This window comes from Streptomyces sp. NPDC111606 (assembly GCF_055656945.1).
The window spans coordinates 378,646-395,532 of record NZ_JBVKBY010000011.1 but is presented as its reverse complement, the minus strand read 5'-3'; the positions used below and the strand labels follow the sequence as shown (position 1 = coordinate 395,532).

Here is a 16,887-nt window from a genome sequence, read left to right as displayed (position 1 = left end):
AACGCCGCCCGTAATCGGTTCACTTCATGCGCATCCACCAGACCAACATGCTCTTGATCAGCACCAACGGAAAGACCTAACGAAGCACTACTAGGGCCTGTTGCGTCCTAACCCGGATAGGGGAGGAGACCGGAGGCGATCCTCTCCCAGGATGCCTTCAGCTCCGCCAGCAGCTCCGGCTCGTCGGGCGCCAGGTCGGCCTGCTCCCGCTGGTCGGCGCCGAGGTCGTAGAGGTGGTCGGTCCCCTTGTCGTCCCGGTAGTACTTCCAGTCGCCGCGCCGCAGGGCCCGGTTGGCCCGCACCCGCCAGAACAGGTCCCGCTCCGGCAGCTCCGCGCCGCGCAGCAGGTAGTCCGCGAGACTGGTGCCGTCCAGCGGATACGCCGGGTCGGGCCGCGCACCGCCCAGCTCCAGCAGGGTCGCCGTCCAGTCGGGGGAGAAGACCGGCTCGTAGCTGACCTGCCGGCCGTCGATGCGGGCGGGCCAGCGCAGGATCGACGGAACCCGGATGCCGCCCTCCAGCAGCACGAACTTCTCCCCGCTGAGCGGCCAGTTGTAGGAGTAGCGCTCACCACCGTTGTCGCTGGCGAACAGCACGACGGTGTTCTGCTCCTGCCCCGACCGGCGCAGCGCGTCGAGCACCTCGCCGACGGCCGCGTCGAGGCTCTCCACCATCTGCGCGTACTTCTCGACCGAGCCGCCGTCGTAGTGGTTCAGCGCCCGGCTGACCTCCGCCTGGCTCTTCGCCGCCCGGATCCTCGCCTCGATCTCGGCGGCGGTGTCCTCGTCACCCTCCGCGAGCCAGGGCCAGTGCGGGGTGGTGAAGTTGAGATTGAGCAGCCACGGCGTGTCGTCGTGGTCCCGGCTCACGTACTCGACGGCGCGCTCGGTCAGCACGATCGTGTAGTACCGCAGGTCCTTGTACTCCGCGTCGCCCTCGTAGAGGTCGTACGTGCCCAGCTGGCCGAGCTTGGAGAAGTACTCCAGGACGCCCCCGAAGTTCCCGAAGAACTCGTCCCACCCGGACTTGGTGGGGCTGTGGTCCGGCAGCCAGCCGCAGTGCCACTTGCCGATCAGCGCGGTGGCGTAGCCGGCCCTCTTCAGCAGCGAGGCCAGGGTGGGGTGGTTGGGGTCCAGCCCCTGCGTCCTGTTGGCGATCGGCTCGGCGAGCCCGTCCGGCGTACGGCCCGGATAGCGCCCGGTGTAGAGACTGAACCGGGTCGGCGAGCAGGTCGCGGACCCGGAGTACGCGTTCGTGAACCGCACCCCCTGCCGGGCCAGCCGGTCCAGGTTCGGGGTCCTGATGTGCGGGGCGCCGTACGAGGACAGGTCGGCCCAGCCGAGGTCGTCGCCGAGGATGACCAGGATGTTGGGGCGCCTGCCGGGCGCGCCGGGGCGGCGGGCCTTGAACGGGCGCTCGGCGGGGACGGCTTCGACGGCATCGGCGGCTGCTGCGGCGGTGGTCGTGGCGGCGACGGCGGTCACGGCGCCGCCGCCGACGAGACCACCGAAGGCACGGCGGGAGATCTCGGGCATGCCTCTCAGTCGATCAGCGGGCCGAGCCCCGTGACCAGGCAACCGGCGCGTAGTTCACGCGACTGCAACGCCACGTCGGCAAACCTCTCTCAGGCGAGCACCCGCAGCAGCAGCACGGCCCGCGCCGGCACCGTGATCGCCGCCCCCGCCCGGTGCTCCACGCCCGGCGCCTCCCCCTGCTCCTCCCGTGAGGTGTCGACGACCACCTCGTACCGCTCCGCCCACGGCGGCCCCGGCAGCACGAAGGTCACCGGACGGTCGCCGGCGTGCAGGACGGCCAGGAAGCTGTCGTCGAGGATCGGCGCACCCCGCTCGTCGCGGCCCGGGATGTCCCGGCCGGAGAGGTACATGCCCAGCGTGGCGGCGGGGGCGTACCAGTCCCGTTCCGTCATCTCCGCGCCGCGCAGGGTGAACCAGGCCAGGTCCCGCAGGCCGTCGGCCGAATGGGCCCGCCCGGAGAAGAAGGCGCGGCGGCGCAGCACGGGATGCCGGTGGCGCAGCTCGATCAGCCGGGCCGTCAGATCGAACAGGGCCTTCCAGCCCGGGTCCTCCAGCAGCCCCCAGTCCAGCCAGCTGATCTCGTTGTCCTGGCAGTAGGCGTTGTTGTTGCCCCGCTGCGTCCGCCCCAGCTCGTCGCCCGCGACCAGCATCGGCACGCCCGTCGACAGCAACAGGGTCGTCAGCAGGTTCCGCAACTGCCGCCGCCGCAGCGCCCGGACGCGCTCGTCGTCCGTCTCGCCCTCGGCCCCGCAGTTCCAGGACCGGTTGTCGTTCGAGCCGTCCCGGTTGCCCTCGCCGTTCGCCTCGTTGTGCTTGCGCTCGTAGGACACCATGTCCCGCAGCGTGAAACCGTCGTGCGCCGTCACGAAGTTGACCGAGGCGTACGGCCGCCGCCCGCCCCACGCGTACAGGTCGCTCGACCCCGACAGGCGGTACCCCAGATCCCGTACGTCCGGCAGCGCGCCCCGCCAGAAGTCCCGTACGGCATTGCGGTAGCGGTCGTTCCACTCCGTCCACAGGGGTGGGAACGCGCCCACCTGGTAGCCGCCCGAGCCCACGTCCCACGGCTCGGCGATCAGCTTCACCCGGCGCAGCACCGGATCCTGCGCGATGACGGCGAGGAACGGCGAGAGCATGTCGACGTCGTGCATGGAGCGGGCCAGCGCCGCCGCCAGGTCGAAGCGGAAGCCGTCCACGCCCATCTCCGTCACCCAGTAGCGCAGGGAGTCGGTGATGAGGCGGAGTACGTGCGGCTGTACGACGTGCAGTGTGTTGCCGCAGCCCGTGTAGTCGGCGTACCTGCGGGCGTCCGACTGCAACCGGTAGTACCCGCGGTTGTCGATGCCCTTCAGCGACAGCGTCGGGCCCAGCTCGCCCGCCTCCGCGGTGTGGTTGTAGACCACGTCGAGGATGACCTCGATCCCGGCCGCGTGCAGGGCGTGCACCATCCGCTTGAACTCGCCGACCTGCTGACCGGTCGTGCCGGAGGCGGCGTAGGCGGCGTGCGGGGCGAAGTAGCCGATGGAGTTGTAGCCCCAGTAGTTGCGCAGGCCCTTGCGCAGCAGATGGTCCTCGTGCGCGAACTGGTGCACCGGCAGCAGCTCCACCGCCGTCACTCCCAGCTTCACCAGGTGTTCGACGGCCGCCGGGTGCGCGAGACCGGCGTAGGTGCCCCGCAGCTCCTGCGGTATCCCCGGATGCAGCTCGGTGAAGCCCCGGACATGCACCTCGTAGATCACCGAGTCCGCCCACGGCGTCTTCGGCCGCCGGTCGTCCATCCACTCGTCGTCGGGGGCGTCGTCGTGGACGACCACGCCCTTCGGGACGTACGGCGCCGAGTCCCGGTCGTCGCGCACGGTGTCGGCGACATGCTGCTGCGGCCAGTCGCGGACATGCCCGTACACCTCGGGCGGCAGGCTGAAGTCGCCGTCCACCGCACGGGCGTACGGGTCGAGAAGCAGTTTGGCCGGGTTCCAGCGGCCCCCGGTCCACGGGTCCCAGCGGCCGTGCACCCGGTAGCCGTAGCGCTGACCCGGCATGACACCCGGCACGAAGCCGTGCCAGATCTCGTGCGTCAGCTCGGTGAGCCGGGCCCGGGTCTCCTTGCCCTGCGCGTCGAACAGACACAGCTCGACGGCCTCGGCTCCCCCCGCCCACAGCGCGAAGTTGGTGCCCGCCACCCCGTCCGGGCCGACCCGGAAGCGGGCGCCGAGCGGCATCGGCGCGCCCGGCCACACCGGCACGGCCGGGGTCTTGCGCTGCGCCCCGTTCACGACGGCGGCCGGGCGCCCCTCCTCAGCGGCGACCGCCCCGGCCACCGCCTCCTGCTCGGCTGCGCTCGACACCTGTCGGCCTCCCACGGCTCATGGACCCCACGCACAGGGAAAGAGAGCCCACGGTGTCCCGGTCCGCGGCTCCCCATCGCGTCGTCCTCCCCACTGTTCTGCCCACCGCCGGGCTCGCACTCACGTTTCCCCAGGGCCACCCCGGTCGTTGGGGTCTTCGTGAGGCACGTACAAGGGCGCGCGCGGCGCGCGGGGGCCGTGTTGGCCGCCGTACTGACATGGGCAGGACTGCTGGCCGGTGCTGCCGGCTGTACTTCGGACGGCGGTGGCGCGGACCGGACGCCGGGCAAACCCCGGGCGCCCGAGGACGTCATCCGGGTCACGCCCGACGACGAGACCAAGGGCGCACGCCCCGACGACCCGCTGCTTGTCCGTGTGCTCAGCGGACGCCTGGAGTCGGTGAAGGTCGTCAAGTCCCAGGACGCCCAGGACACCCCGGTGCCCGGGCGGATCTCCGGGGACGGCCGGCGCTGGGAGCCCGAGGACCCCAGGCTCGCGCTGGCCGCCGAATACACGATCGACGCGGTGGCCGTCGACGGCCACGGACGCCGCAGCGCACGGCACACGACCTTCACCACGTACGTCCCCGAGGAGCGGTTCATCGGATACGTCGCCCCGGAGAACCGCTCCACCGTCGGCACCGGAATGATCGTCTCGCTGGACTTCAACCGCGAGATCCAGAACCGCGCCGCCGTCGAACGCGCCATCGAGGTCACCGCCGAGCCCGCCGTGGAGATCCGCCCGCACTGGTTCGGCGCGGGCCGCCTCGACTTCCGTCCCGAGCACTACTGGAAGCCCGGCACCCAGGTCACCGTCGCGCTGCGGCTGCGGGACGTCGAGGGGGCGCCCGGGGTGTACGGGCAGCAGTACAAGACGTTCTCCTTCACCGTCGGCCGCCACCAGGTCTCCGTCGTCGACGCGGCCAAGCACACCATGGAGGTCCGGCGCGACGGCGAGCTGCTGACGACCGTGCCGGTCACCGCCGGCTCCCCGAAGACCACCACCTACAACGGCAAGATGGTCGTCACCGAGATGCTGGAGCTGACCCGGATGAACGGCGCCACGGTCGGCTTCAAGAAGGCCAACGGCAAGGGCGAGTACGACATCCCGGACGTCCCGCACGCCATGCGCCTGACCAACTCCGGCACCTTCCTGCACGGCAACTACTGGGCGGACGCCTCCATCTTCGGACGGAGCAACGTCAGCCACGGGTGCGTGGGGCTCAGGGACGTCAAGGGCGGCGGTTCGGAGACGCCGGCGGGCTGGTTCTTCGACCGCAGCCTGGTCGGGGACGTCGTCGAGGTCGTCCGCAGCAATGACAAAAAGGTCGCTCCCGACAATGGCCTCGGAGGATGGAATATGGGCTGGAAGGAGTGGAAGGCCGGGAGTGCGGTGAAGTAACAGGACAGGGGGGTCGGTTGCCCGACCGGCCGACCGTCCGTCGATGTTGGAACGGAACGGTGACAAACGCGCGGCGTCGGCGCCCTGGCCTTGTGGTTAATATGCGCCGATGAGCGCGGCAAATGCGCGGGGGCGCGGGCCTGACCAGGCCCGGGGGAGGGGAGAAGGACTTGAACGTGCGGCCGATATCGGGGGCGTCGGTTGACGCGCGCGGGAGGCGTGGGCGCAAGGGGCTGGCGGCGATGGCCGGAGTGCTGCTGCTCGCCGTCACCGCGTGCGGCGGGAGCGGCGGATCGGACTCCGGGGCCGGTGACGGCAAGGGCGGCGACTCCTCCACGGCGGAGGCCAAGAAGTCGCAGGCGGTGGTGACCATAGCTCCGGGCGACGGCGCCAAGTCCGTCGAGACCAGCGGGGCGCTGAAGGTGACCGCGGCCAAGGGCAGGCTGACGGACGTCGAGGTCAAGGACACCAAGGGCAACGCGATAGCCGGGAAGATATCCGGCGACGGCGCCGCCTGGACGCCGTCCACGCACCTCGCCGCCGCCACGAAGTACTCGGTGCACGCGGTCGCCAAGGACTCCGACGGCCTGGAGGCCGCCAAGGAGGCCGACTTCACCACCCTGACCCCGAAGAACACCTTCCTCGGCCGGTTCACCCCCGAGGACGGTTCCAAGGTCGGCGTCGGAATGCCGTTCTCCCTCCGCTTCGACCGGGGCATCACCAACCCCGAGGACGTCGAGAAGGCCATCACCATCAAGACCGAGCCGGCCGTCGAGGTCGAGGGCCACTGGTTCGGCAACGACCGCCTCGACTTCCGGCCCGAGAAGTACTGGAAGGAAGGCACGAAGGTCACGGTCGACCTCAACCTCGACGGCGTCGAGGGCCGCGACGGCGTCTACGGCGAGCAGGACAAGAAGGTCACCTTCACCATCGGCCGCAACCAGGTCTCGATCGTCGACGCGAAGACCAAGAAGATGAAGGTCACGCAGGACGGCAAGGTCGTCAAGACCATCCCCGTCACCACCGGCGCGCCCGGGTACGAGACCTGGAACGGTCAGATGGTCATGACCGAGAAGTTCGTCCAGACCCGTATGAACGGCGACACGGTCGGCTACGACGGCGAGTACGACATCAAGGACGTCCCGCACGCCACCCGCCTGACCGACTCCGGGACCTTCATCCACGGCAACTACTGGGGCGGCGGCGTCTTCGGCAACACCAACGCCAGCCACGGGTGCATCGGCCTGCGCGACGTCAAGGGCGCGTGGGACAAGGGCACCCCGGCGGCGTGGTTCTACAACCACTCGATGATCGGTGACGTGGTGGTCGTGAAGAACTCCGCCGACGGGACGGTCGCTCCGGAGAACGGCCTCAACGGCTGGAACATGTCGTGGGAGAAGTGGAAGGCGTAGTGCCGCAGTGATGGGCCTACGGCCCCGACGCTGACATACGGCCCTGGTGCACGGCCTCGACTGTGAGGTACGGCACCGGGGCCGTACCCGTTAGTCCCCGTTAACCTGCTGGCATGACCGTGAATCTCGAAGTCGCCGAAGGTGTCGGTACCCTCCGCCTCGACCGACCGCCCATGAACGCGCTGGATGTCGCCACCCAGGACCGGCTCAAGGAGCTCGCCGAGGAGGCGGGCCGTCGTGACGACGTACGGGCCGTGGTGATCTACGGCGGGGAGAAGGTGTTCGCGGCGGGCGCGGACATCAAGGAGATGCAGGCCATGGACCACGCGGCGATGGTCCTGCGCGCCCGGGCCCTGCAGGAGTCGTTCACGGCGGTGGCCCGCATCCCGAAGCCGGTCGTGGCGGCGGTGACGGGCTACGCGCTCGGCGGTGGGTGCGAGTTGGCGCTGTGCGCGGACTACCGCATCGCCGGGGACAACGCCAAGCTGGGCCAGCCGGAGATCCTGCTCGGCCTGATCCCGGGCGCCGGCGGCACCCAGCGGCTGGCCCGGCTGATCGGCCCCTCGAAGGCGAAGGACCTGATCTTCACGGGCCGCATGGTGAAGGCGGACGAGGCGCGGGAGTTGGGCCTCGTGGACCGCGTGGTGGCGCCGGACCAGGTCTACGCCGAGGCGCACGCCTGGGCGGCGAAGCTGGCGCAGGGTCCGGCGATCGCGCTGCGTGCGGCGAAGGAGTCGATCGACACCGGTCTGGAGACGGACATCGAGACGGGCCTTGCGGTGGAACGGGGCTGGTTCGCGGGCCTGTTCGCCACGGAGGACCGGGAGCGGGGGATGCGGAGCTTCGTGGAGGAGGGGCCGGGCAAGGCCAAGTTCCTCTGAGCGTCGGGAAATTCCCGGTCTGAAACTCCGTCGAACCACTTGCAATTGACAGGACGTCTGATCCGGGTCCCTCGATGGGGCGGTTTATGGCAGCCTTAAGGCAGCCTTAAGCGTGCCTTGTCGAGGGAGCCTGTCGATTGCCTCAAGCGGACCCTCCGCCGCAGCTCAGGTGGGCTGCGGACGGCTCCGAACTGCCCCCGTCATATGCCAACCGTGCCCTGCGGAATGACCGCTTCCGGGGGAAGTATTCCTGCGGAACGGCCCCGGAGGGCCCCGCGGGCGGCCATGATGGGGGCATGGCGGGGCTGGAGGGTATCGAACAGCCGCGGGGACACGGCCGTGCGACCGCGGCGCGCTGGTCGCCGACGGTCGAGGACGAAACTGCTGCGAAGGCGCTGGAGTTGTTCGGCAATCCCACGGAGGCGGAGGTTCCGCTCCCGTCCCGTCCGGAGTCCGCCGCCACGGCGCGGCGACTGACGCAGGTTGTGGTCCTGCGCCAGTGGGGCCTGACCCCGAAGATGACGGAGGACGCGGTCCTGCTCGTCTCGGAACTGGTCGGCAACGCCGTCCGCCACACCGGCGCCCGCGTCTTCGGCCTCCGTATGCGCCGCCGCCGCGGCTGGATCCGCATCGAGGTCCGCGACCCGTCCCGGGGGCTGCCCTGTCTGATGCCGGTCCAGGAGATGGACATCAGCGGCCGGGGCCTGTTCCTGGTCGACAAACTCTCCGACCGCTGGGGCGTGGACCTGCTGCCGCGCGGCAAGACGACATGGTTCGAGATGCGGGTGGCGGACCGCTGACGCGTACCTCCGGCGGCTGAGCCGACTGCGGCGGCCCATCCCCCTGCCGCCGACGTACCAAGGGGCTCCGCCCCCTGACCCTCCCCGGCACCGATGCCCACCCACCACCCGACTCGCCTTCTCCCGACGCCGACACCCGGCACCCCAGCCCGTCAGGCCGTCGCCGCGACGACGGCTCGGCCCGGCGCCCGATGGGGGAGGCGTCAGGGTGGTGATGCCCTCGACACCCGCACCGGCGAACAGCTCGCCCGTATCTCCGTCGGCAGCGGCCCGCACGGCCTCGCCGTCTACCCGCGGCCGGGCCGCTAATCCCTCGGCCACACGGGCATCTTCCGCCGGTGGGCGGCCGGTTGACCGGCGGTCAGCGGACACGCCGCCGTACGGGTGACGATGCGTGCCGCGCCGTCACGGGCCCGGGATCGTGCTTCCCATGATCACAACTCGCCTGCGGCGGCGGGCCGCTGCCGCCGTCCTGTCCCTCTCGGCCATCCTCGCCACGACGGCCGCCACGGCTCCGCAGTCCCCCGCCCCGGCCCGCCCGGCCGCAGTCAGGGCCGTCGCCCCGGTCGCCTGTCCCGTCCAGTACGACGACAGGCTCAAGGCCGCCGCCGACCGCCGCGTCGACGTCGACCGGATCACCCCCGCCCCGGCCTGGCGCACCGGCTGCGGCACGCTCTACCGGGCCGACGGCCGCGGCCCGGACATCGTCTTCGAGGAGGGCTTCCGGCCCAGGGACGTCGTCGACGGCCAGTACGACCTGGAGCAGTACGTCCTGGTCAACCAGCCCTCCCCGTACGTCTCCACGACCTACGACCACGACCTGTACAAGACGTGGTGGAAGTCGGGCTGGAACTACTACATCGACGCCCCCGGCGGCATCGACGTCAACAAGACCATCGGCGACACCCACAAATGGGCCGACCAGGTGGAGGTCGCCTTCCCCGGCGGCATCGACCGGACGTACGTCATCGGCGCCTGCCCGGTGGACAAAGCCACCAAGGTCGAGATCATGAGCGACTGCCGGAGCAACCCGCACTTCGAGGCCTGGCACTGACGGTCTGGAGCTGACGGCCTGCCCCCTACCAGGCGTGCAGGAGCAACTCCGCGCCGACCGGCCGGTAGCCGGCCGCCTGGAACGCCCGCGCGCTGCGGGCGTTCCCCGGCGCGACCTGGGCCCACAGGGGCTCCTCGACGAGATGCCGGGCCGCGCTCGCCAGCAGCCGCCCCAGCCCCCGGTGCCGTACGCCCTCGTCCACCTCGACCGAGACCTCCAGGCGGCCCGCGACCCCGCGCCCCGTCACCAGCACGCCACCGTCCGCCGCCCACGCGCGTACGTCGTCCCGCCGGCGTCGGGCATAGACGACCCGGGGATGCTCGGCGTCCTCGATCTCCTTCAGTGCGATGGGCGGCTCACCCGGCAGCGGGGAGCCGACCAGGACCGCGTCGATGGTCTCCGACGCCCGCCCCGTCCGCTCCATGAGCGCCGCCAGGAAGCGCGGATTCATCGCCGCGGCCAGGGCGTCGCAGCCGACGTCGCGCAGGGCGGCGTACACCCAGTCAGGATCCTCGTCCGTGAAGACGACGGAGTGCGCCGTGAAGGCAAGGACGCCCGCGTTCCGGGCGGAGGGCTGGGGCACTACCGTCGTACGGCCGTCCGCGGGCGGGAAGATCCCCCGCGCCACAGCCTCCAGAATCTCCCGCAAGGTCTCCGCCACGGCCGCCCCCGTCCCACTCCCTGAGCCGTCACCCACTACTGGGCCCACACTCCCAGACATCGCCGACGCCGGCACCGGGCGCCGCGTGGAGTCCGGTGGGTGGTCGACGGGCTGGAGGCGTGGGCGGACGGTTAATCTGACCTGCGGCAGTAAGCCAGCACAACACGACAGACGCGAGCAGACGCGAGTAAAGGGGCGGACCGGTGACGCACATCGACATCGAGGAAGCACGCAAGCAGTTCGAGCGCATCGATGCGGACGGGGACGGCACCATCACCGCCGCCGAATTCAAGTCCGCCCTGGCTCAGGGCGGCGACTGGAACGTGACCGAGGCGGTCGCCGAGGCGATCATCAAGAGCCGTGACCTCAACGGCGACAAGCTGCTGTCGTTCGACGAGTTCTGGTCCTACCTGAACAAGTGACGTGCGGGAGGGGTGCCCTCCGCCCGAGCGGCGGAGGGCACCCCTTCGCCATGTCCGCCGCCGGAAGTGTGGTCAGGCGTTCTCGGCCCACTCGCGCAGAGCGGCCTTGCTCGCGAAGTTCGCGACGTTCTTGTCCAGCGGGTTGTCCGTGTACTGGTGGAAGCGCCACTTCGCCTGGATGCGGGGCTTGCCTGCGGTCACGTAGTCGGCGATCCAGAGCCCATCGCCGGCATACGACGTGGTGTCGACGTTGAGCCAGTAGTGGCGATTTGCGTAGAGGACGACCGGATTGTTCGGTCGTTTCTCCTTCACCTTCCTGATGAACAGGTCCTTCTCCGCGTTGCTCGCATGTGTCCCCTCGCTCGTCGTCTCCCAGTCGACGGCGAGGATGTCGCCCGCCTTCTCGGGGGCCTTGCTGACGAAGTAGTCGGCCTGGGCGGAGAGGTTGCCGGGCCAGAGGAAGTGGTAGAAGCCGACGACCAGGCCGGCGTCGCGGGCGCGTTTGGTCTGGGCGGTGAGTTTGGGGTTGATGTAGGAGCGGCCCTCCGTCGCCTTGATGAAGACGAAGGAGAGGCCGTCCGTGTCGTAGGACGAGGACTGGTACGCGCTTACATCGATGCCGCGGAGCATGGGGGGAGACTCCTTCAAGTGTCAGTGGGGGGATAGGAGTTGGAATTGGTGTATGCCCCTGCTTCGTGGGGGCGGAACATCACCATTCGTGTCGCCAGCTCCGTGACCGTCCTGAGGAGGTCCGCGGGGGGTTGGGCCAGGTCGACGGCGTGGGTCGTGATCGTGATGCCGGCTCGGCGGATGGTGTGGTGCGTGGGGGCGCTCGGGGAGCCTTGGGACGCGGCCGCGTACACCAGGTGGCCCTGGTGGAGGCCGAGGGCCGTGCAGTAGGCGAGCAGTTGGAACATGTGCTCCGTGCGGGGCGTGGTGTCGAGGTGGGCGTACTTCGCGTCCACGACCGAGACCGGGCGGCCGGAGCGGTACAGCACCAGGTCCGGCCGGAAGCGCACCTGCCCGGCCTCGTCGAGGCGGTGGTGGCCCTCCTGGGCGGCGCATCGGATGCCCTGGGGGGAGAGGGCCGCGCGCAGGGTGTCCTCCAGAAAGCGCTCGAAGACCTTCGGCATGTCGAGCAGGAAGCCGTCCACCGTCACGCTCGCCTCGCCGTCCGGACGTACGGAACGTGCCGACAGCAGCAGCTCCGCCAGGCGTAGCGCGTGTCGGTAGCGGGAGTTGAGGCGGGTCGGGGTCCAGTGCGGCAGTGGTGCGCCGGGGTGCAGTGGCCGGACGCCGTAGAGGTGGTCGGCGAGGTGGCGCAGGGCGAGGGTGGTGCCGACGGGGACACCCGGGAGCCGGGCGGCGAGGTGCAGGGCGGCGAGCAGGATGCGGTTCTCGGCGATGTCGGAGGTGTGGTCGTCGTAGCGGACGGCTACCGGGAGCGGCATGCCCACGCGGCGCAGTTGGTCGGCGGTGCGGATCCGGCCGCGCAGCAGGGGCAGTTCCTCCTCGACCGTGCGGTAGCCGTGCAGCACTCCGGCGTCCAGCGTGCGGCGTGCGGTGCGGGCGAGCAGTTCCGCCAGGGCCGGCAGCAGGTCGTTCGAGGTGGCGGCCGTGACCTCGTCCGGGTGCCAGGGGTCGGTCGGGGAGTGGGTGAGCAGGAACAGCAGGTCGCTGACGGCCAGTTTGGGGCGCAGGTGGAGCCGGATCGCCTCGCCGGCCGGGGTGCGCAGCCGGACGAGGCCGACCTTCTGGTTGCCGGTCAGCCGCCAGCGGCCGCCTGCCGCCGGCGTCAGCCGCAGCAGCCCCGGCACGCCGATGAGGCCGGCGACCTGGTCGGCGGTCAGGTCCCGGACGGTGCCGGGGCCGGTCTCCCGTACCTCCAGGTCCAGGTGGGTCACGAGCCGAGCGCCGTACGCAGGGAGTCGAGGCCGTACTCCTTCTCCACGTCGACTCCCGTGCCGTACAGCTGGTCCTCCAGCAGCGGCAGGATCTGGGTGCGCCAGACGAGATCCAGCACCTCGGGCCGGTCCACGCCCCGTCTCATCAGGTACGACGGTCCGATGGCCCGGTCGGCGTCGCCCAGTCGCGCGTTGAGTTCGTCCAGCAGCCGGGCGGGGGCGGAGGGGAGGCCGCGGTCGCGCAGCCAGCGGTCCAGGAGGCCGTGGACCGGCGGCTGTTCGGGGGAGAGCCGGCGGAAGGCGAAGCGGCGCCGCATGGCCGCGTCGACGAGCGCGATCGAGCGGTCGGCGGTGTTCATCGTGCCGATGAGGAAGAGGTTGCCCGGCAGGTGGAAGGGGTCGTGCGGGCTGTACTGGGTGGTGACCGGCTCCTCGCGGTACTCCAGCAGGAAGTACAGCTCGCCGAAGACCTTGGCCAGGTTGGCCCGGTTGATCTCGTCGATGATCAGGATGTACGGGTTCGCCGGGTCCTTGGCGGCACGCTCGGCAAGCAGCCTGAACGGGCCCGGCAGGACGTCGAACACCACCGAGCCGTCCTCGCCCCGCACGGGCCGGAACCCCTCGAAGAAGTCCTCGTAGGTGTAGGAGGGGTGGAACTGCACGAGCTCCACCCGGTCGGGGCCGGCCAGATGCCGGGCGAGGGCGCGGGCGAGGTAGGTCTTGCCGGTGCCGGGCGGGCCGTGCAGGACGAGCTGGCCCTGGTCGCGGAGCTGCTCGGCCGTCTCCCTGAGCCAGTCGAGCGGCATCAGCAGCCGGGTGGCGAGTTCCTCGGTGACGGGTGGCAGCTCGAGTGGCTTGGTGACATCGACGTCGACGAGTTCCTCGGCCACGACGTCCTCCAGCCCCGCGCGTTCCGCCAGCTCGGCGGCCACGCTGCTGATGTCGTACACCGTGGGCGGCAGTGGGAGCCGGGCCTGCACCGTCTCGGGCAGCTCCGCGCGGTTGAGGGGCCGCCCGGCGGTCGCCCAACTCACCTGGCGGCGACGGGCGTTGTCGAGGCCGTCGGAGGGGTCGTACGTCGCGGGGCCCTGGACCGTGCCGACGTGGACCTCGTCGGGGGTGACGGTGACCACGAGGTCGCCGGGCTGCATGACGGTGAGGAAGACGTGCAGCTGGTACGCGGCCTGGCCGCGCATCTGGGTGCTGGCGTCCGGCATCGCGTCGGCGACCGCCCGCTGGACCTCCTGCTTGGTGGAGTCGGCGGGGATCTGCGGTACCTCGCGCCAGGACACCGAGCAGTAGCCCTGCTCGATCCAGGCCGGGATGAAGTTGCGTCCGTCGACGTTGTAGCCGCGCACGAGCCAGCCGCGCTGCTCGTGCTCGACGGTGCCCGCGCGCCATCGGCGCACCCACGGCTCGTCGTAGAAGTCGACGCGTTCGCCGGTCTGTTCCTCCAGTGTCCTGCGCAGTTCCAGCAGGTCGCGGTCGTCGTCGCCGGAGGGCTGCGGGAGTTCGCCCGCGAACGCCTTGACGATCTCCTGCTTGTGGTAGGCGCTGGCGATCGGCTGGAAGGTGTCCGGGAAGAGCGTGTACAGCAGGACGTGGATCTGGGCGCGGCCCTTCTTGTGACCCACCGAACGCTGCACGTCGAGGCACTCGTCCCGCAGCGTCCACGGGTCGTTCAGCAGCGCCTCCCGTTCCGGGAGTGGCCTCGCGGCGATCCGCTCCACCAGCAGGACCAGGATCTGGAACTGCGCCCACCGGTAGTTCAGGAAGCCCTGTCCGCCGTGCAGGAAGCCTGCCAGTGAGGTCTCCAGGTCTACGTCGATCGTCGCCGCGTCCAGGCCGGCCCAGGACAGGACCTCGTCCAGGATCTGGAGCTTCTTCCTGATCCCGATCTGCTCGGGCACCAGCGGGGCCATGTTCACGAACAGCAGCTCGGCCGCGAGGGCGATCGTGGCCGCGGGTGCGCCGTCGAGCTGGCGCCGCAGCTTGACGAGGAACGTGTCCGACGATGAGTCCGGCCGGTCCACGAAGCGGGCCCGCAAGTCGGAGGCGGTCGCCGCGGTCCACGACTCCAGGTCCCGCCCGAGGGCCGACTGCCCGCTCAGCAGCCCGCCCCGGAAGATCCGCTGCACCGCCGCCACAACCCCGGCGGCGCTCTCCGGTCGTCCTGCCATGCCGCTCACCCCCTCGCGCTCGAAGTGCCCAGCCTAGAAGGGGCCTTGGGCGGGCGTCCCCGGATCGGTCGACTCACCGTCCGCTCACATCGCCCTCACCTCGCCACCAAGGCATCCGCGCCACAAACCCGAGTTTGCGCCAACTCCTCCTCGGTCGGCCGATTATCGGCCTTGAGGTTGAACGATCGTTCGTGCGCCGGGTTTGACCTCAAGGTCATTCCCAAAGGCGCAGACAGGGGGCGCACGCTCCATGATGTGCGCCCCCTGAGTGGGGTGGAGCGCGATGTCGAGGACAGGGTGATCTACCTGGCATTCCTCAAGTACCGGTCAGTACCCCCGGTGTGGCGCAATTCACTCGAGCCGGAACATCGCTCTGCCAGCATCAACACCCATCGAAAATCCAGGCGTCCGGAATGCGGCGGGGGACCGGCCATGGGACTGCTCGGCAATGAGCTGGCATTCGCTCAGGCTCTGACTGCTCAGGAGCGCGAGAGCGTCATGGCCCTCGGCAGCCGGAAGGACTTCCCGGCCGACGCCCATCTCCTCACGGAGGGCGACCGGTCCAGTCATGTCGTGATCATCATTCGGGGGTGGGTGACGGTGTCCGTGGTGACGGACCGTGGGGCCACCCGGCTGATACTCGGCCTGCGCGGCCCGGGTGAACTCCTCGGGGAGATGGCCGCGTTGGACCCGCATCCCCGCAGCGCCACCGTGCGTGCGCTGGGCGCGATAGAGGCCCAGGTCATATCCGGGGACGCGTTTCGCCGTTTTCTCGCCCTGCACCCCAGGGTCAGCGGCCTGGTGATACGTCAGCTCACCTTCCGCCTCCGCAGCGCCGACCAGGAGCGGTCCGCGCTCGCCTCACTCACCGTGCTCCAGCGCCTGGCCAGCCGGCTCATCGAACTCTCGGGAGCCGAACGCGCCGGCCCGTACACCCCCTCCCGCGCGGGTCCTTCGAGTGACCCCTCGGCCTCCGGCCCCGTCGTGCACCTGGCCCAGGACGAGCTGGCCGCCACCATAGGCGCCACCCGGGAAGCCGTCGCCAAGGCCCTGCGCCTCCTGCGCACGCAGCACATCGTCCGTACCGGCAACCGGATGGTCGAGATCCTCGACCCCGCCCTGCTGGCCCTGCTCGCGGACGGTCATCAGGAGTAAACCCCCGCCCCGCCGTGTGTAAACGGCTACAGACGCCACTCCTCCCCGGCCCGACGCTGAAGGGACGGAGCGTTTCTCCGGCAGGACGGACGACGCCTTCGCCGGGACGAACCACTTCCCGGCGGGACACACGACCTCTTCGCCGGGGCGAACGACCTCTCTTCGGCACCACGAACCACTTCTTCGGCACGACGAACCACTCTTCGGCAAGGACGGAACATGCAGGGGGCACGGGTGAACCACGACGCTCTGGACATCACCGAAGCGCACTACGAGTTGGTGATCAGCGTCGACGCCAGACGTTCCGGCGCCTACGACGACGTCGACAAGGTGCGGATGCGTGAGCGCATCTACCGCGTGCTGGAGACGGCGTTCACCCACGCCAAGGTGGCCCGGGACGCCGTACACCTGGAGGACCGCGGCGACGGCGTGCTGCTGTCGGTGCCGGGCCGGATCGCGGCGAGCCGGCTGCTCGGCCTGTGGCTGATCGAGGTGCACGAGAAGCTGCGGGACGAGAACCGCGGCCTGGCCGTGCCCCTCGGGCTGCGCATCGGCATGCATGTCGGACCGGTCCGGCACGACGGCCGGGGCATCAGCGGACGTGCCGTCGACCTCGCCTGCCGGCTGGCCGACTCCTCCGTCGCCCGCGGACTGCTCGACGCCGAGAAGGCCGACCTGGTGCTGGTGACGTCCCAGTCCCTGTACGACGACGTGGTCGGCGCCGGCGGCAAGTTCATCGAGCCCGCGCACTACTCGCCGGCCCGGCTGGAGCTGAAGGAGGGCGAGGTCACCGCCTGGTTCCATCTGCCCGGGCGGACCGCTCCGGTGATCCCGGAGCCCGAGCCTGCACCGCCTTCGCCTTCGCCGTCACCGTCACCTTCGCCGTCGTCATCCGCTGCCGTCGGCAGCCCCCTGCACGCCGTCGACGGCGACGAGTTCGACGACGGCGAGGGCTTCGACGACAACGACGAGTTCGAGGTCGTCGGCGACGGCATGTCCGGTCATCGGCCCGGTGGCGTCGGCATTCATTACAACGTCATCGGCGACATGTCCCATCACCACCACAACGACTACCGGGGCGACGTGCACATCGGCCGGAACACCGACCGCGACGCCGAGCAGGGGAGGGGCTGAGCC

At 70.4% G+C, this 16,887-nt stretch carries 14 protein-coding genes; 8 read left to right on the top strand and 6 right to left on the bottom strand.

Translation table 11 applies throughout. The annotated features are described in order from the left end of the window. Window positions 1–107: 107 nt before the first annotated feature. Both ACZ7M7_RS34680 and glgX read right to left on the bottom strand, forming a co-directional pair. Complete coding sequence (locus ACZ7M7_RS34680) at window positions 108–1,535, bottom strand: sulfatase family protein (protein WP_472123861.1); 1,428 nt, start codon at window positions 1,533–1,535, stop codon at window positions 108–110. 89 nt (window positions 1,536–1,624) lie between these two features. Then, window positions 1,625–3,880, bottom strand: coding sequence for a glycogen debranching protein GlgX (glgX, locus tag ACZ7M7_RS34675; RefSeq protein ID WP_451178883.1), 2,256 nt, complete (start codon window positions 3,878–3,880; stop codon window positions 1,625–1,627). 159 nt (window positions 3,881–4,039) lie between these two features. On the opposite strand from glgX, the gene ACZ7M7_RS34670 reads away from it, so the two are divergent. The 5 genes from ACZ7M7_RS34670 (at window position 4,040) to ACZ7M7_RS34650 (ending at window position 9,428) form a co-directional block, all read left to right on the top strand. Beyond that, the gene (locus ACZ7M7_RS34670; protein ID WP_383628611.1) at window positions 4,040–5,281 is read left to right on the top strand and encodes a L,D-transpeptidase; all 1,242 of its coding nucleotides are present in this window, start codon (window positions 4,040–4,042) and stop codon (window positions 5,279–5,281) included. Window positions 5,282–5,451: 170 nt separating this feature from the next. Beyond that, window positions 5,452–6,693, top strand: a complete 1,242-nt coding sequence (locus ACZ7M7_RS34665; RefSeq protein WP_383607540.1) for a L,D-transpeptidase — start codon at window positions 5,452–5,454, stop codon at window positions 6,691–6,693. A gap of 113 nt (window positions 6,694–6,806) precedes the next feature. Next, on the top strand, window positions 6,807–7,574 hold the full coding sequence (locus ACZ7M7_RS34660) for an enoyl-CoA hydratase/isomerase family protein (protein WP_383607539.1): 768 nt from the start codon (window positions 6,807–6,809) through the stop codon (window positions 7,572–7,574). Between the two features lie 296 nt (window positions 7,575–7,870). Continuing rightward, window positions 7,871–8,374, top strand: a complete 504-nt coding sequence (locus tag ACZ7M7_RS34655) for an ATP-binding protein (protein ID WP_472123857.1) — start codon at window positions 7,871–7,873, stop codon at window positions 8,372–8,374. A gap of 430 nt (window positions 8,375–8,804) precedes the next feature. After that, the gene (locus tag ACZ7M7_RS34650; protein WP_472123854.1) at window positions 8,805–9,428 is read left to right on the top strand and encodes an ADP-ribosyltransferase; all 624 of its coding nucleotides are present in this window, start codon (window positions 8,805–8,807) and stop codon (window positions 9,426–9,428) included. A 25-nt stretch (window positions 9,429–9,453) separates the two neighbouring features. Here the strand turns inward: ACZ7M7_RS34650 and ACZ7M7_RS34645 are convergent, their stop codons facing one another. Further along, entirely contained in the window at window positions 9,454–10,089 is a 636-nt protein-coding gene (locus ACZ7M7_RS34645; RefSeq protein ID WP_472123851.1) for a GNAT family N-acetyltransferase, read from the bottom strand. Between the two features lie 203 nt (window positions 10,090–10,292). On the opposite strand from ACZ7M7_RS34645, the gene ACZ7M7_RS34640 reads away from it, so the two are divergent. After that, entirely contained in the window at window positions 10,293–10,511 is a 219-nt protein-coding gene (locus ACZ7M7_RS34640) for an EF-hand domain-containing protein (RefSeq protein WP_369273514.1), read from the top strand. Between the two features lie 72 nt (window positions 10,512–10,583). On the opposite strand, the gene ACZ7M7_RS34635 is transcribed toward ACZ7M7_RS34640, so the two are convergent. The 3 genes from ACZ7M7_RS34635 to ACZ7M7_RS34625 are packed head-to-tail and all read right to left on the bottom strand — an operon-like array spanning window position 10,584 to window position 14,595. After that, window positions 10,584–11,141 (bottom strand): glycoside hydrolase family 25 protein, encoded by a 558-nt coding sequence (locus tag ACZ7M7_RS34635; RefSeq protein WP_365058134.1) that lies wholly within the window; start codon window positions 11,139–11,141, stop codon window positions 10,584–10,586. Between the two features lie 14 nt (window positions 11,142–11,155). Further along, window positions 11,156–12,415 carry an McrC family protein gene (locus ACZ7M7_RS34630; protein ID WP_472123847.1) on the bottom strand — a complete coding sequence of 420 codons (1,260 nt, stop codon included), beginning with the start codon at window positions 12,413–12,415 and terminating at the stop codon, window positions 11,156–11,158. Further along, the gene (locus ACZ7M7_RS34625; RefSeq protein WP_472123845.1) at window positions 12,412–14,595 is read right to left on the bottom strand and encodes an McrB family protein; all 2,184 of its coding nucleotides are present in this window, start codon (window positions 14,593–14,595) and stop codon (window positions 12,412–12,414) included. Before ACZ7M7_RS34625 ends, ACZ7M7_RS34630 begins: the two co-directional genes overlap by 4 nt. A 432-nt stretch (window positions 14,596–15,027) precedes the next feature. On the opposite strand from ACZ7M7_RS34625, the gene ACZ7M7_RS34620 reads away from it, so the two are divergent. Then, window positions 15,028–15,750: a Crp/Fnr family transcriptional regulator gene (locus ACZ7M7_RS34620; RefSeq protein ID WP_383607534.1), complete on the top strand. Its 723-nt coding sequence runs from the start codon at window positions 15,028–15,030 to the stop codon at window positions 15,748–15,750. A gap of 219 nt (window positions 15,751–15,969) precedes the next feature. Next, window positions 15,970–16,884, top strand: coding sequence for a nucleotidyl cyclase domain-containing protein (locus ACZ7M7_RS34615; protein WP_472123842.1), 915 nt, complete (start codon window positions 15,970–15,972; stop codon window positions 16,882–16,884). Window positions 16,885–16,887: the final 3 nt, after the last annotated feature.